At 48.1% G+C, this 14,968-nt stretch carries 16 protein-coding genes; 6 read left to right on the plus strand and 10 right to left on the minus strand.

What is annotated here, in order from left to right:
* The 4 genes from M0R47_RS00005 to M0R47_RS00020 form a co-directional block, all read right to left on the minus strand.
* Positions 1–545, minus strand: a 545-nt coding sequence (locus M0R47_RS00005; RefSeq protein ID WP_292548711.1) for a TonB-dependent receptor plug domain-containing protein, incomplete at its 3' end; no start/stop codon positions are given.
* A gap of 439 nt (positions 546–984) precedes the next feature.
* On the minus strand, positions 985–2,043 hold the full coding sequence (locus tag M0R47_RS00010; protein ID WP_292548713.1) for a sulfite exporter TauE/SafE family protein: 1,059 nt from the start codon (positions 2,041–2,043) through the stop codon (positions 985–987).
* A gap of 21 nt (positions 2,044–2,064) precedes the next feature.
* Positions 2,065–2,598, minus strand: coding sequence for an aspartate carbamoyltransferase (locus M0R47_RS00015; protein ID WP_292548715.1), 534 nt, complete (start codon positions 2,596–2,598; stop codon positions 2,065–2,067).
* A gap of 430 nt (positions 2,599–3,028) precedes the next feature.
* A complete protein-coding gene (locus M0R47_RS00020) occupies positions 3,029–4,507 on the minus strand; it encodes a multiheme c-type cytochrome (RefSeq protein ID WP_292549011.1) in 1,479 nt (492 codons plus the stop codon).
* A gap of 16 nt (positions 4,508–4,523) precedes the next feature.
* On the opposite strand from M0R47_RS00020, the gene M0R47_RS00025 reads away from it, so the two are divergent.
* On the plus strand, positions 4,524–5,174 hold the full coding sequence (locus tag M0R47_RS00025) for a hypothetical protein (protein WP_292549026.1): 651 nt from the start codon (positions 4,524–4,526) through the stop codon (positions 5,172–5,174).
* Positions 5,175–5,578: 404 nt separating this feature from the next.
* On the opposite strand, the gene M0R47_RS00030 is transcribed toward M0R47_RS00025, so the two are convergent.
* The 4 genes from M0R47_RS00030 to M0R47_RS00045 form a co-directional block, all read right to left on the minus strand.
* Positions 5,579–5,923, minus strand: a complete 345-nt coding sequence (locus M0R47_RS00030) for a hypothetical protein (protein ID WP_292548717.1) — start codon at positions 5,921–5,923, stop codon at positions 5,579–5,581.
* Positions 5,923–7,020 (minus strand): quinolinate synthase NadA, encoded by a 1,098-nt coding sequence (gene nadA / locus M0R47_RS00035; protein WP_292548719.1) that lies wholly within the window; start codon positions 7,018–7,020, stop codon positions 5,923–5,925. The genes M0R47_RS00030 and nadA overlap by 1 nt, the downstream gene beginning before the upstream one ends.
* Before the next feature lie 139 nt (positions 7,021–7,159).
* Positions 7,160–8,953 carry an aspartate--tRNA ligase gene (gene aspS, locus M0R47_RS00040; RefSeq protein WP_292548722.1) on the minus strand — a complete coding sequence of 598 codons (1,794 nt, stop codon included), beginning with the start codon at positions 8,951–8,953 and terminating at the stop codon, positions 7,160–7,162.
* Between the two features lie 99 nt (positions 8,954–9,052).
* On the minus strand, positions 9,053–9,328 hold the full coding sequence (locus M0R47_RS00045; protein WP_292548724.1) for a zinc ribbon domain-containing protein: 276 nt from the start codon (positions 9,326–9,328) through the stop codon (positions 9,053–9,055).
* Positions 9,329–9,434: 106 nt separating this feature from the next.
* Here M0R47_RS00045 and pyrC point away from each other — a divergent pair, with 106 nt between their 5' ends.
* On the plus strand, positions 9,435–10,475 hold the full coding sequence (gene pyrC, locus M0R47_RS00050; RefSeq protein ID WP_292548726.1) for a dihydroorotase: 1,041 nt from the start codon (positions 9,435–9,437) through the stop codon (positions 10,473–10,475).
* A 70-nt stretch (positions 10,476–10,545) separates the two neighbouring features.
* Here pyrC and M0R47_RS00055 read toward each other — a convergent pair whose 3' ends face one another.
* Positions 10,546–11,310: a VacJ family lipoprotein gene (locus M0R47_RS00055; protein WP_292548728.1), complete on the minus strand. Its 765-nt coding sequence runs from the start codon at positions 11,308–11,310 to the stop codon at positions 10,546–10,548.
* 115 nt (positions 11,311–11,425) lie between these two features.
* Between M0R47_RS00055 and rnt the strand changes: the two genes are divergently transcribed.
* Positions 11,426–12,052 (plus strand): ribonuclease T, encoded by a 627-nt coding sequence (gene rnt / locus M0R47_RS00060; RefSeq protein WP_292548730.1) that lies wholly within the window; start codon positions 11,426–11,428, stop codon positions 12,050–12,052.
* Positions 12,053–12,098: 46 nt separating this feature from the next.
* Here rnt and grxD read toward each other — a convergent pair whose 3' ends face one another.
* The gene (gene grxD, locus M0R47_RS00065; RefSeq protein WP_292548732.1) at positions 12,099–12,422 is read right to left on the minus strand and encodes a Grx4 family monothiol glutaredoxin; all 324 of its coding nucleotides are present in this window, start codon (positions 12,420–12,422) and stop codon (positions 12,099–12,101) included.
* 314 nt (positions 12,423–12,736) lie between these two features.
* On the opposite strand from grxD, the gene M0R47_RS00070 reads away from it, so the two are divergent.
* The 3 genes from M0R47_RS00070 (at position 12,737) to M0R47_RS00080 (ending at position 14,955) form a co-directional block, all read left to right on the plus strand.
* Entirely contained in the window at positions 12,737–13,210 is a 474-nt protein-coding gene (locus M0R47_RS00070) for a sterol desaturase family protein (RefSeq protein ID WP_292548734.1), read from the plus strand.
* A 360-nt stretch (positions 13,211–13,570) separates the two neighbouring features.
* Positions 13,571–14,140 carry a penicillin-binding protein activator LpoB gene (lpoB, locus tag M0R47_RS00075; RefSeq protein ID WP_366513150.1) on the plus strand — a complete coding sequence of 190 codons (570 nt, stop codon included), beginning with the start codon at positions 13,571–13,573 and terminating at the stop codon, positions 14,138–14,140.
* Between the two features lie 11 nt (positions 14,141–14,151).
* A complete protein-coding gene (locus M0R47_RS00080) occupies positions 14,152–14,955 on the plus strand; it encodes a penicillin-binding protein activator LpoB (RefSeq protein WP_292548738.1) in 804 nt (267 codons plus the stop codon).
* The last annotated feature ends 13 nt before the right edge of the window (positions 14,956–14,968 follow it).

Below are 14,968 nucleotides of genomic sequence, written 5' to 3' on the forward strand. Positions count from 1 at the left end.
GTTTCTACCGAGATCGTACCGCCGATACTGTCCCCACCCAAACTCACCGGCGTCACTCCGGACAAAATGGTGATCTTGCCGATATTGCTGCGGTCGATATAAGAAAGCGGCGGATTCATGTGATTGGCGCAAGCCGAAGTCAGGGTCATGCCGTTAATATCAATCTTGACGCGGTCGTCGTTCAGGCCATGAATCACCGGCAAACCCGACACGCCACCGGCGCCGTACAAGCTAACGCCCGGCGTATCTTCCAGTAATTTGGCGGTATCGCTGACCGCCGCGCGTTTGCTGTCGAGAATATCTGCCTCCATTTCGGAAGCGCCCAAGTTTTTAACACTGGGAAACTTGCCGGTGACGATCAGTTTTTCCAATACTATGGCTTGTTCTGTGGGATGATCCTGAGGATTTTCAGCAGCCATTACCGAAGTCGTCAGGCACAACGGCAATACGCCGATAATTCCGCCATAAAGAACTTGCGCGCTAACCGCATTGGCAATGGGCTTTTTAGAAAAGCAGGCGTGAGTGAGTGAATGGGTAGTTTTCATTTTTATTTTCTAAAGTTGGAAAAAATAGCTGGAAGATTCCAGAGGCATTGGTAAACAAAGGCACAAAACATGCCAAATCACAACGCATTGAAACATTAGAATATAATTATTCGCTTATTCTTAAGAATAAAAAAACTATGTTATTTAACGCATTTTATTGCGTCATATGCCGCACTTTTTAAATGTGGGGAGTAAATGATTAACTTAGCAACGAGTACGACTCGTTGCCTAAGCTCGGGCATCATTGAGTCGCGCCAATAACCGTCCGGTTTTAAAAATACCACCCTGAGCCACCAACACTTCGGCCAGGCGCAAGGGCTAATCGTGGTTTTGACGCGCACTTCCAGACGCCACCAGTCTGAATTCCAGCCAATGCACGGCAAAGGTCAGGACAATAATCGATACGATCGACTGGAGATAAAACGGAGGGATAGACTTTTCATAAGTGAAAAGTCGAAAAAATCTGCATCAGCGATTGAAGATCATACCCTGAACCGGTCAACCTTAAGCCTCGGTTGAACATCATCAAACCGAGGGCAATGACGATGACACCGGATAAGGCTATCAGTCGTTGGCTGACCTTGCGGGAAATCAAGCTGGTCATTGCCCCGAAGCTCAATAAGACGGGCAAGGTGCCGGCACCAAAGACGAATAACATCTTGGCGCCTTCAACCATACTGCCAGTCCCCGCCGCCAGTACATAGATAGCTTGCAAGGGGCCGCAACCGATCATTAAGCCAGTCAACAAACCAATCACAAATGGGCTGCTGGTTTTTCCGGACTCGACGAAGACGAAGCGCGACAAAAAAGACGGCATGCGCAGGCTGAACACCCTGAAAAACCGGAAGTGAGTGAGGCTACTCAACCCGAACAGGATCAGGAAAACACCCGCCACGAGTTGGGCAATGCCTCGCAGATAAGGCGTGAAGGTAACGATTGAGCCCAGCAAGCCGAATGCCGCCCCCATGGCGGTATAGGACAATGTTTTGCCGATACCGTACTTGAGGTGCGCCATTACATAGGAAGGGTTTTCCCGCTGTGACTCCCGCGCCGCATAACCGATCACGAAACCGCCGCACATGCCGATGCAATGAAATCCGGTCAATAGGCCGGTGACGAACAACAGCCCGTAACTTACGCCTTGATCGAAGCGAGGTATATGGGGCCGCCCCTGCGTGAGCAGTGCGCCGAGCCCCAGCAGTGCGGCTATCCCGGCTAAGCCCAAAGACACCATGAGGACTGTCTTCAGCTTGACCCGCCGGGAATCGGGCGAAGGCGTCGGCGTCGGCGCGCAGGCGTAGCCTTTGTCCTCAATGACCTGGAAAATTTCGGCAAGACTGGTCTTTGAGTCATCCCAGATAACCTTGACCTTTTCTTTGGCAAAGTCCGCTCGCACTGAACGTATTTCTTCGAGTTCATTGACAGCCGATTCGATCGCGGCCTCGCAACCGCGACAATGCATTCCTGTCACGCTAAATGTTCGGGTCTGAAGAGTCATGAATTTCCTGGGACGCTTAGGTTATTGCTTATGCATGTTGTGCATGGCGCCGTGAGGATGCCCCGGTACGGCATCCGGGCCGTGGTCTGCCAGTTGGGCGTCGAACCAGCGATGAATGGCATCGACCAAGTCCGGTTCTTTCGAAGAGTAAATAATCTCGGCACCCGTCTCAAGCTCTTTATATTCAACGTGCAGTTGTCCAGGTTCGGCCTTGCGCAATTTTGCCAAGCCCGGCATATCCTGACCGTGGATTTTCGCCGGATTGGTGAAGTCTCCACGGGCGAACTCCTGTGCAATCTTGCTGAGATGTTGACGTATCAGCTCGACCTGTTGTGTATTGGGCGGGTTTCTGACGATAACTTGTTGTAAACCACCTGTCTCTGTTTTATTAAAAATGTGTTGGGTTTGTTCAAGGTCGAAAGGCATAACGTGCATGCCGCGTTGAGTGATCTCTTTTAGCCGCTCCGGGCTTGCCGTTTCGGAATAGCCGGGTTGTGAGAGAGCTAGGCCGAATACAGCAACGGCAAATAGGGGAATAGGTTTGGCAAATAACATGAGTTTTCTCCAGATAATGATAAATAGTGCGTTTGAATGACCGAGCTGGATTTACCGCTTCCGGACCAAACACTTAACCTTGAGGAATGGAAAGACATCAAGGAACAAGCCGCTTGAAAGCTCCCCTGAAACAGCATCGGGGCGACGTAAAGCAAGTAAGGGAAAGCATGGGGGCACATCGCGCGAAGTCTACAGCAAGCTGAAAAAGCATGAGCGGACTATCGCAAAGCTTAATTCTAATTGATGCATTATAAATGTCTCAAGACGATCAAAAACGCCTCTATCAACAATGCAGCGAAACAAGCAAAAGCCGGTAACAACTGTCGTGGAAAATGGCTCATGGTCAAGAAGATACCTGCCATCACGCTGGTTTTGTGCGCCACACCAAAACAGCCGCCAGTTAAAAAACTGGCGGCTGTTTTATTTCAGGTTACCGAACGACGCTAAAGGTATTTAATGCAATGCGGCTTGATTTTGAATTCGACGCATTGAACATAGTTTTAAAGTCTTCGACTTCATTATCGACCTCGTTAAACAAATCTAACGCGAACGAATAAGCAATCGGCTGATGAATCAACTCGGCTTCGACTTGATAGCTGCTGCCGCTCAAGCCGCTAATCCGATAACTGATTTCATCACTGCCACCGACAAAATTAGCATCATTCAAGGCGTCGCCAACCACTTTAATATCGTTAGGCGCAGTCGATTTATTGAATCCTTGCGGCAATAAGCGGTTATCTTTTAGATAAACCATACCGCGTAGCAAGGTATAAGTGACTTGATTCTGGTTGTCGCCCATAATCGCCTCGTACACTTGCACCTGGTCAGGAGCGGTAATCAAATCATAGTGCGGTTCAAACGCCGCCAAATTGGTGTCTGCATCTACGCCGTCAATGCTGCCGTTGGCGTTTATTTTTCCGGATTCGAACACGACAGTGCCTTGCGCATCTTTTACGGTAACGTGCAGAACGACCCGCCGCGATGGGTACGCGCTGGGTAATTTATGCCCGGTGTTACTGTTGATTTTCAACGTGAAATTCAAGGCATTATCGCTACCTAAACTTTGGTTCACCGGGGTAATGGCGGCCGAACTGTTAAGCATCGTTTGGGTCTTGTCGATGGTTTCGGCAAAGTTATTCGACAATACGCCCAATTGCTCTTTGTTATTGTTGAAGATATCGAGCATCAATTTATTGGCGCCGACAAACTCATGAATCGCAAAATTATCGCGAGTGCCCAACATCATCGGCATAGTGGAAATTTTTACACCATTAGCCCGCGACATATGACAACCCTGGCAACTTTTCGGATTGGTGCTTGCATAACTGCTGTGCTCCCATTCGCTGTAAGGCATTTGTTCAGGAAATTCGCTTTCCGGCGTGGTGCTTAACACCGTGCCGAATTGATCCACATAAGGCGTCTTTAGATTATGGCAAGTCGCGCACATTTTGGATGATTTAATATGCGCGCTATAGGTTGGCGTATAGCCTGTTTGCATAATCATCGGATTGGCGAAAGGATTTTCAAAAGGCCCATAAATCGTCTTGTTATTACCGATCTCATAACGCCCGGTGAAACTGCTCAATGTGCCTAAATTGGGTGCATCCTGAACTTGATGGCAAAGCGTGCAGCTGACGCCGTTCATAGCTTCATCATGTCGCGGATGGCTTACGCTCAAAAACCCGCCATCCAAAATTCCTTTGGTTTCATTGGAGCTTTTCGCTTCAAAATTCGCCATCGGCGCATGACAGCGCGTACATTTATCGTTAATTACATCGGTTAATTGTGGATTGCGATTTAATTCGCTACGCACCTTTGCTCGCCAAAACGGATCGCGGGTGGAATTTGCCATCATAGTCGATGACCAATCGGTTTCAATCGAAACATCTTTGCCGCTACTATCTTTTATGCCATTGTGACATTGAGTGCAGTTTGATGAACCGGAAAAATGTTCCGAAGTAAAAGACGGATTGCCCGGCGAAGCTGACGGCGATACGAAACCACCGTTGGTTGCCGCTAGCGTCGTTGCGCTAAAGGTATCGGAAACGCCGCCAATGGTTAATACAGCGTTTGTTGTAACGGAATTTGCCGCTGATGCCGTTAAACGTACCGTAACAGAATTGCCTTCACTAGCCGTTCCAGCCGCTGTTGTGTATGCGCCGCCGTTAATTGAATATGAACCGCCGCTAACACTAATTGGCGCCGGCGCGTTAATTCCTGAAACTGTCACAGCATTAGAAGTGACTGCCGCACTTAATGCAACGTTAGTTTGGTCACTAAAAATAAACGCATTGGGCGTAGTGTCCAAACTTGAATTAGCTAAAGTCGTGACACTAAATGTGTCTTTAACGCCGCCAATGGTTAGCACTGTGTTTGTCGTAGCGCTGTTTGCGCTCGATGAGGTTTGTTGCACACGCACGGTATTGCCATTTGAAACCGTAGTGCTGCTGGTCCTGAATGAACCGCCATTGATTGAAAATTTCCCGCCTGTCACGCTAATCGATGCTTTAGCGTTAATACCGCTGACAGTAATTGAATTTGAGGTAATCGTCGTGTTTAAAGCTACGTTCGTTTGATCGGCGAATGTAAATTGATCGGGCGTGGTATCGCTCCTCATAGCGTGCGCGTTAAAGCCATAGCAGCTTAACCATAGCCACAGAAGATAAAGAAAGAGTGGGTTGTGTTTTGGCATAAAATTTTGATTTTTAGTTAAAGGTTAGGATTGATACAAAAGGTCCTAACCATAAAAGGCAAAAATCACGCCATTTATGCTTCACTTCTATTAATGCTAAATATTACAGAGACTTAAAGAGTGATAAAACTTAATAACCAAAAGAAAAATGAAAGTCGTGTGATATGCCGCAGTAAACTGAGGCATATCACACAATCGGTGTCCCAATCGATTTTTTGATTATATGGCTGCCTCAAAAAAGATTATTGCCAAGCAAACAGGCTGTTTACCCGCCCTGCTTAAACCGCTCTATTCAAAAAATCCATATAAATACATATCTTCATCCTCGCCTTCCAGGATGAATTTTACGTCATCATCGGAAATCTCGACATCCAAAGGATAAGGCTCGTCGGCATCTTCAAAATAATCGGACTTTATGTAAAACTCGTCATCGCCCTCTTTTACCAAGACGACCGAGTAAAGATCCTTGTCTTCGCTTTGATCGATATTTCTTAAGGTGAAGCTTACGCTATTGCCGTCGGGAGCGACAACGGGGCTTTGCTCGGTTTGCTCGTATTCGCAGGCTATCTCTTCGTCATCCATGAACACATAAGTCATCGAGAAATGCTTTAGGCGATTAAAATCTACTGTCATTACATTACCTCCAACATGTTATCCAGCGCTTTCCTGGCGTACTTCGCTATGTCTTCCGGCACTGAAATCCGGTTAACCACATGACCCGCAGCCAGATTGTCCAGCACCCAGGCCAGATGTTGCGGATCGGTTCTGAACATCGTTGAGCACATGCATAATGTCGGCGACATGAAATGCACGTTTTTGCCCTGCGCCTTGCACTCTTCGTGCAGGCGGTTGACCAGGTTGAGTTCGGTCGCCACTAGCCAGCGGGTGTTGGGTTCGGCTTCGCGCACCGTTTTTAAAATGTACTCGGTGGAACCGATGTAATCCGATTTTTGGCAGACTTCAAACGAGGCTTCGGGGTGCGAAATAACTTTGGTTTCCGGGAAGCGTTTAAGGAACTCGTCAATATGTTCAGGTTTGAACACCTGATGCACGGAACAATAGCCATTCCAAAGGATGATCTTGGCGTTGCGGATTTGCTCTTCGGTCAGGCCGCCCATCGGCTTGGTGAAATCCCAGGTGACCATCTCGTCCAACGGAATGCCCATCCGGTAACCGGTATTGCGCCCCAGATGCTGGTCAGGGAAAAACAGCACTTTCTGTTTTCTGGCAAAGCTCCATTCCAGTATTTTCTGAGCGTTGGACGAGGTGCAGACAATGCCGTCATGCTTTCCGCAAAAGGATTTAAGGTCGGCCGCCGAGTTGATGTAGGTCACCGGGGTGACTTCCGCCTCCACATCGATCACTTGCGCCAATTCATCCCAGCATTTTTGCACCTTGATCAGATTAGCCATATCGGCCATCGAACAGCCTGCCGCCATGTCGGGCAGAATCGCAATCTGCTCGGGACGGGACAGTATATCGGCGACTTCCGCCATAAAATGCACGCCGCAGAATACGATGTATTCGGCGTCGGATTTTGCAGCATCCCTGGACAGTTTTAACGAATCGCCGGAAAAATCGGCATGCTTGAACACTTCATCGCGCTGATAATGATGCCCGAGCACCACGCAACGGCTGCCCAGCTTGGCTTTGGCGGCGATAATCCGGGCATCGCATTCCTCATCGCTGAGTAAGGCGTAATCTTGAATCGGAAATGGGGTATTGGTCATAAATAATACTCCTCTAGGGAGAATACTTCGGAGGATTAGTTCACCGCAAACAGCGCACTGTTCGCGGTGAATTTAATGTAGGGTACGCATCGCGTACCATGCTTCTCAATAGAGGTACGCAATGCGTACCCTACCCGGTTTAATCGTATTTGGCTTTTTCTTTTCCGGCCGGTTTAATCAACCGGATGCCCAGCTCTTTCAACTGCTCATCGGTGACGACCGCCGGTGCGCTAACCAAAGGACAAGCCGCTGATTGGGTTTTAGGGAAAGCAATCACGTCACGAATAGACGTTGATCCGGTCATCAGCATAACCAGACGGTCAAGGCCGAACGCAAGGCCGCCATGCGGAGGCGCACCGTATTTCAACGCATCCAGCAAGAAGCCGAATTTTTCCCTGGCTTCGTCTTCGCCGATGCCTAAAATCTCCAGCACAGTTTGCTGCATCGCACTGCGATTGATACGAATCGAACCGCCGCCGACTTCGGTACCGTTCAACACTAAATCGTAAGCGCGCGATAATGCTGCGCCGGGGTTCGCGACCAGTTCTTCGACCGAGCAACTTGGCGCGGTGAAAGGGTGATGAATGGCATTGTAGCGGTTGGTTTTTTCGTCCCATTCGAACATCGGGAAGTCAACCACCCAGACCGGTTTCCACTCGCCTTCCAGCAGGTTCAAACCATGGCCCAACTTGACCCGCAATGCGCCCATCGCTTCATTAACGATGCTGGCTTTGTCCGCGCCGAAGAAGATCAAATCGCCGTTTTGTGCTGAGGTTTTGGCCAACACGCTGTCCCAAACCTCGGCAGGGGCGAATTTAACGATAGGCGATTGCAAGCCGTCGACGCCAGCGGCCAAATCGTTGACTTTGATATAAGCCAAACCTCTTGCACCATAAATGCTGACATACTTGGTCAATGCATCAATGTCTTTGCGGCTTAACTCGCCGCCATTCGGTACGCGCATTGCAACGACGCGGCCTTTCGGGTCATTGGCCGGTGCCGAAAAAACTTGGAAATCGACATCTTTCATGTCCTCGGCAATGTCGACCAATTCCAGCGGAATCCGCAAATCGGGACGGTCGATACCGTAGCGCGATATAGCTTCCTGATGCGTTATGCATGGAAATTTATCGCCCAGGTTCACGCCGATCACTTTGATAAACAACTGACGGATCATTTCCTCCATCACGTGCATGATTTCGTGTTCATCCATGAACGAGGTTTCGATATCGAGCTGGGTAAATTCGGGTTGACGGTCGGCGCGCAAGTCTTCATCGCGGAAACAACGCACGACCTGATAATAGCGGTCCATGCCCGCGACCATCAAGATTTGTTTGTACAATTGCGGCGATTGCGGCAGCGCGAAAAACGAATTTTCGTGGGTGCGGCTCGGTACGATGTAATCGCGCGCGCCTTCGGGAGTCGCTTTGGTTAAGTAAGGTGTTTCAATCTCGAAGAATTCGTGGTCATCCAGGAAGTTTCTCAATACCCGTGTCACATCACGGCGCACTTTCATCTTTTCTTGCATCTCGGTACGGCGCAAGTCGATATAACGGTAGCGTAGACGCAATTCTTCATTAACTTCGATTTCGCTTTCAACCGGGAACGGCGGGGTTTCCGATTCGTTCAGCACAACGATGTTTTTAGCCAGTATCTCGATCGCGCCGGAATGCATGTTGGCGTTAATGGTACCCGCGGGACGATCGCGAACTAGGCCGGTAATTTGTAATACATATTCACTGCGGACGCTTTCAGCAGTGGCGAAAGTCTCGGCTACGTCTGGATCGACTACGACTTGCACCAATCCGGCGCGGTCACGAAGGTCAATAAAAATAACGCCGCCATGATCTCTGCGTCTATGTACCCAACCGCAGATTGAAACCGTTTCGCCTAGCTGTTGTGTGTTTAATTCTCCGCACTTGTGAGTACGCATAAATTTTCCTGTTGATTTGATGAAGATGAAAGGCGAAAGGCTCAAGGCGAAAGCCCGTTTATTTGCCTTTCGCCTTTTGCCTTTCGCCTGCTTTGTTTATTAATGGCTTTTAGTGCAACCGCCGCCTGGACAGCTGCCTGAAGATGATGCGGAAGTCGAGGAACTCGACTCACCCGCTACATTCTTCTTTGCACCGCTCTTGAAATCAGTTTCGTACCAGCCGCTGCCTTTTAATCTGAATCCCGCCGCAGAAATCTTTTTCATTAACTCCGGCTTGCTACAGGCTGGGCAGATAACTAGGGGTTCGGCGCTGAGTTTTTGTAAAGCTTCATGCTCATGACCGCATGATTGACATTGGTACTCGTAAATTGGCATTAACCACTCCGATAACAAAAATAAAAGCAACAATAAGTGCTGTGTTTAGTTTTTCAAGGCACTTACTATAAAATAACCGCCTATTTTACAGAATTTACATTCAATAATGAAAACATTAACCATCACAAGGCCGGATGACCTGCATTTACATGTCAGAAACGGCGCGGTTTTACATACTGTTCTGCCGCATACCGCCAGACAATTTGCTCGCGCGATCATCATGCCCAATCTCAAACCGCCGGTTACGACGGTGGCTCAGGCCTTGGCTTATCGGGAAGAAATTCTGGCCGCGGTTCCTGAAGGCCTCGACTTCACGCCGCTGATGACGCTTTACCTGACCGGTTCGACGACGGTTGATGAAATCAAAAAAGCCGCCGAGTGCGAGCATGTACACGCCTTTAAACTCTATCCCGCAGGCGCCACCACCAATTCCGATTCCGGTGTTGCCAATATCAAGGCTATTTATCCGTTATTGGCGGCAATGGAGCAATATGGTCTCCCGCTGCTGATTCATGGCGAAGTCACCGACGAGGCCTGCGATATTTTCGACCGGGAACGGGTGTTTATCGATACCTATCTGACTGACGTGGTCAAAAATTTCCCCAGCTTGCGCATCGTCGTCGAACACGTGACTACGACCGAAGCGGTGCAGTTTGTACAGGATGCCGGAGCCAATATTGCCGCAACCATCACCCCTCAGCATTTGCTGTTTAACCGCAACGCGATTCTGGCCGGCGGGATCAGGCCGCACCATTATTGCCTGCCGATTATCAAACGCGAATCGCACCGCCTGGCATTGGTCGAGGCCGCGACCAGCGGCAATCCGAAGTTCTTTCTGGGCACGGACAGCGCACCGCATTTAACTTCGCTAAAGGAAACCGCCTGCGGTTGTGCAGGCTGTTACAGCGCTCATGCCGCTTTGGAACTCTACGCGGAAGCATTTGAACGGGCAAATGCATTGGACAAACTGGAAGGCTTCGCCAGTTTTTACGGCGCCGATTTTTATAGACTGCCCAGAAACTCGGGTACAGTCACACTGGAAAAAACCGTCTGGAAAGTGCCGTCCGCGTATGGTGAAAATGATTTATCGATCACACCGCTGAAGGCAAACGAAGAGTTGTGTTGGAAGTTGTTGGCGAAGGGCTAAAGGCAAAAGACGAAGGGTTCGAGGCTTAAAATAACAGCATATCTTGCGCCTTTCGCCCTTTGCCTGATTTTTAATAAGGCCTAACCGGCGCCAGATTATTCTGATTAAGCTCCTCTTCATCAATCTCCAGCAAGTCCGAATCTTCCGGCATATTGCCATCATTAATCAGATATTCGCGCTGCTGAAAATAAGCGCTTTTAAAAAACGCATACCGGTCTACAGCCGCTTCTGATGCAACTTTTTCATTAGCTAAATTGTCCGCACGCAGGTCAACCCCATTTAACACATACAGTCCCCCGGCAACACCAGTACCAATAAAATAAGTAATCGGATTCATTGCCCCATCGCCGACCAGTCCCCCCACGCCTCGAGGAGAACTTGGCCCGAGAAACGGCAGCACCAGGTAGGGCCCGGAAGGTATTCCCCAGACGCCCATGGTCTGGTCAAAATCTTCATTATGCTTGGGCAAATCTATCATCGACGCAACGTCAACAAAACCGGCAACACCGGCTACCGTATTAACGATAAAGCGCGACCCATCCATACCGGTCTGCTCTATCTTAAACTGTAACAGATCATTGATGGTTACACCGACGTCGTTAATGTTGCTAAAGAAGTTACTCACGCCAAGATCAACAAATGACGGGGTAATCCACTGATAACCTTTGGCGATAGGTTTCATCGCATAATCATCGAACTTATCGTTAAATATCTGAACGCCTCTGTTCCAGCCTTCCCATGGATCTTGCGGGTCTTTCGCAGTCGTTGCGCACGCTTCCAATATACCCAATAAAACAAGGCATCCGAGTTGAGTTATCAATTTTCCAGGTTGCATTATATCTACTCCTCAGCGCTATTATTTTTCATAATGGGTCAATTTTCGCGTAACATACCATAAATTATCACATTTTCTCCTCATCATTTCGACACCTCTTGGCATAACTCAAAAAATGGATACACCTGTAATTCCCCTAGAAAAACGTTTCCGGGGCTATCTCCCGGTAGTCATCGACATTGAAACAGCCGGTTTTAATCCCAAAAAAAATGCACTACTGGAAATTGCGGCCGTGATTGTCGAGCTTAACAGCAACAGCGAACTGGAAATTACCGAGCGTTATACAACAAACGTCATTCCGTTTAAAAATGCCGAATTGGACGAAGCAGCCCTCAAGTTTAATAAAATCGACCCGTACCATCCGTTTCGCATGGCTATTGATGAGAAAGAAGCGCTGCACATGCTCTTTAAACCGATAAAAGAGGCCGCCAAGCGCAACAACTGCACCCGGGCAATTCTGGTCGGCCATAATCCTGCTTTTGACATCGGCTTCTTAAATGCAGCCATTCAAAGAACCCAGATAAAACGCAGTCCTTTTCATCCATTCAGCACTTTCGATACCGCGACATTGGGAGGCTTGGTCTATCAACAAACCGTGCTGGCGAAAATGGCCCAAGCGGCAGGGTTGGACTGGGATAATGAAAAAGCGCATTCAGCGCTCTATGACGCGGAAAAGACAGCGGAACTGTTTTGTATGATAGTCAACCGCTGGAAACAACTGGAATCACGCGAGAACGGATAACAAAACCGGCGCACGGATGACACGAGCGTCATCCGTGCGTCATCAATTACGCTTCTATAGCATCTACCGCAGCCAGCATCTTTGCCAGCTCACCTTTCTGGTACAGGTCCGTAACGATATCGCAGCCGCCGACTAACTCGCCGCCGATATACAACTGGGGGTAAGTCGGCCAGTTCGAATATTCTTTAAGCGCCTCGCGAAGTTCAGGATCCTCAAAAATATTAACGTGCTTAAATTTGGCGTTACAAGCCCTCAATATTTGCACTACCTGACCGGAAAAGCCGCATTGAGGAAAATCCGGTGACCCTTTCATGTATAAAACAACCTGATTATTTTCAATCTGGTCTTTAATTTTTTCTATAACGTTCATGCTGATAATCACCTAATAAATAAAAACCCAGTAATTTTATATACTTTATGGGGATTAAAAAAGGAAATCTTGCAATCCAGCTCCCAGACAATTATTTGCCCCAATCTTTGCTGTAATTTGCTACGTTTGAGTATTTAATTCGGAACTCGAAACGAGTCCAGCAAAAAGCCTTTGCTTGGCAATATTTTCAATGCGGCTTGATATCAGTAAGAAAGCGTATTATAGGAGGAAGAAACATTCTGGATAATGTCCATAAATTAATTGCTCAGAAGCAACTGCCGTCTGAGCTCCCTAACTGAGGTATTTTATGTCCCATGCTTAGCTTAGCCGTTCAATTCATTTTAGGCTTACTGTATGCCAATGCCGGCGAATGGCTGATCCATAAATACATTCTGCATGGACTGGGGCGGAACCGGGACAGCTTTTGGGCTTTTCATTGGTATGAGCATCACGCTGTCTGCACTAAGAATGCCATGTTCGACCCGGGCTATCGGTTCGTAACATTGTCATGGAATGCCCAAACCAAGGAATTACTGGTGGTTCTGGGCGCTGTGCTGCTGCATATACCGCTGTTTATACTATTCCCTTTCTTTACCGGCGCCGTGTATCTATCTTCGATACTTTATTGCTACAAGCATCGCAAAGCTCACCTTAACCCAGCCTGGGCTAAACGGCATTTACGCTGGCATTACGATCACCATATGGACAACTGCTCCGCAAACTGGTGTGTGACTTGGCCGTGGTTCGATTATCTGATGGGGACTCGCGTTAAAAATAATACCAAGTAAAACTCAAACAGATCGCTAATCCCCAAAAATTAGTAAGTATATTTACTTAAATAAAAAATGGGGTATCAGGAAAAACATTTTATAATTTCCCCTGTACCGGGACGTTGGTTACTACCATACCCAAGCTATCGGATACAAAACACCAATAAATTATAATAACAAGGAATTTACATACCTTCCTTTATCCGACCTACCAGCCTAGCGCTGCCTTTCGTACTAACCCTAACGCTGTCCGGCTGCTCTGCGATGCGCAGTTACGATGATGAACTCAAACAAACCATTAATCTGGTCGGCCAAGGCCAAGTCGACCAAGCCTTAACTCAGCATGAATCTAACAACACCGTCAAAGCCGCAACGCTAATGCTGATTTTAAGCGGCTGTGCCACGCAATCGCCAACGCTCAGTTCCGGCAATGTTGAGTATGGCGACAGCAAAACGGTTGAAACCCTAACCAACGAGTTTGGTTCTACCGACTTGCAAACCATAGCGGAGTCTATGTCCAACTCGCTATTGCAATCCCCTGCCTTGTTTGGAAAATCACGTCCTTTAGTGACTGTTGCGGAAGTAAAAAACAGAACCAGCGAGTACATTGACACAAAATCGATCACCGATTCGATACGCGCCAAGATCCTGAAAAGCGGCATGGTGCGCTTTGCGGTAGATACCAGCGCGATGCAAACACAAGTCGATGAATTGACCCGGCAAAACCAAACGGGCCTGTACAAAAAGAGCAAGTCCAAAAAAATGGGTAATATGGAAGGCGCCGATTTTCGCATCGAAGGCACGATTACTTCTATCGTTAAACGCGCCGGCGATGTCAAGGACGTGTATTACAAATTCAGCCTGCAACTGGTGGATAATGAATCCGGCGTAATGGAATGGGCGGATGAAAAAGAGATCCGCAAAACTTCCAATAAATCCATGTTTTAATGGCATAGCATATGAAACAGTTACGTTTGTTATTCTTGCTGTTACCGTTGTTTGGTGCCAGTAATTCCCAGGCAGCCAAAATTGCTGTGACCGACCTGGCTTATGCCGAACGGGTCAGCGGTTATTTTCATCTGGTTGATTATCACAATAAATCATCGGCGAGAGCCAGTCAGAGCCAGCGTGAACATGACAGTTTCGAAAGCTCTTCAGCATCGAGTCGTTCATCGTATAGCGGAAATTCACAGACTGATTATACCGAGGTCGAAAGCAGCTACAGTTATATCGAATATGGCGAATTGCGTAAATTTGTCGGTGATATCAAAGGGGAAATTCTTAAAAACGGCGATTTTCAGGTATCTCAGGCCAAGCCATACACAGCCAAGGGCATCGAAAAAATCTACGATATTATCGAGCGTATCAAAAAAGGCGCTTATCCCGGCGCCGATTATGTGTTGTTCGGTACCGTCAGCGAACTTGATTTTCGCGATGAGGTTAATCCCATCATCGGCACCGGCACGCTATCCAATACTTTCAGCCTGATGCTGGTTGCGGAGTTCAGCCTGATCAACACGCGCACTTATGAAGTAAAGGCCGCATTTAGTGCCACAGGTGAAGGGCAGGATGTCCGCGTTGTGACCGGCGGAAGCCGCGTAACGCCGAGCCGTGGCAGAGTTGTGTCGGAAGTTTCTAAAAGCTTGGGAATTGATGTAGCGCGGCAGATCAATGAGCAACTTGAAGGCGGCGTTTATCAACAGACCAGCCCCACATCCGGCAATATAATGCAAGAAGGCGAGGTCATGCATTTTAGCCAATAACAACAGATGTACA

Source organism: Methylobacter sp. (assembly GCF_023227905.1).
Lineage (GTDB): Bacteria > Pseudomonadota > Gammaproteobacteria > Methylococcales > Methylomonadaceae > Methylobacter_A.

Bases quoted from the DNA above. Each gene is read 5' to 3' on its own strand.
- M0R47_RS00055 (WP_292548728.1), bottom strand. From the start codon at position 11,310: ATGCAACCTGGAAAATTGATAACTCAACTCGGATGCCTTGTTTTATTG.
- rnt (WP_292548730.1), top strand. From the start codon at position 11,426: ATGGATACACCTGTAATTCCCCTAGAAAAACGTTTCCGGGGCTATCTC.
- M0R47_RS00070 (WP_292548734.1), top strand. From the start codon at position 12,737: ATGCTTAGCTTAGCCGTTCAATTCATTTTAGGCTTACTGTATGCCAAT.
- M0R47_RS00010 (WP_292548713.1), bottom strand. From the start codon at position 2,043: ATGACTCTTCAGACCCGAACATTTAGCGTGACAGGAATGCATTGTCGC.
- grxD (WP_292548732.1), bottom strand. From the start codon at position 12,422: ATGAACGTTATAGAAAAAATTAAAGACCAGATTGAAAATAATCAGGTT.
- aspS (WP_292548722.1), bottom strand. From the start codon at position 8,953: ATGCGTACTCACAAGTGCGGAGAATTAAACACACAACAGCTAGGCGAA.
- M0R47_RS00015 (WP_292548715.1), bottom strand. From the start codon at position 2,598: ATGTTATTTGCCAAACCTATTCCCCTATTTGCCGTTGCTGTATTCGGC.
- lpoB (WP_366513150.1), top strand. From the start codon at position 13,571: ATGCTGATTTTAAGCGGCTGTGCCACGCAATCGCCAACGCTCAGTTCC.
- M0R47_RS00030 (WP_292548717.1), bottom strand. From the start codon at position 5,923: ATGACAGTAGATTTTAATCGCCTAAAGCATTTCTCGATGACTTATGTG.
- pyrC (WP_292548726.1), top strand. From the start codon at position 9,435: ATGAAAACATTAACCATCACAAGGCCGGATGACCTGCATTTACATGTC.
- M0R47_RS00080 (WP_292548738.1), top strand. From the start codon at position 14,152: ATGAAACAGTTACGTTTGTTATTCTTGCTGTTACCGTTGTTTGGTGCC.
- M0R47_RS00045 (WP_292548724.1), bottom strand. From the start codon at position 9,328: ATGCCAATTTACGAGTACCAATGTCAATCATGCGGTCATGAGCATGAA.
- nadA (WP_292548719.1), bottom strand. From the start codon at position 7,020: ATGACCAATACCCCATTTCCGATTCAAGATTACGCCTTACTCAGCGAT.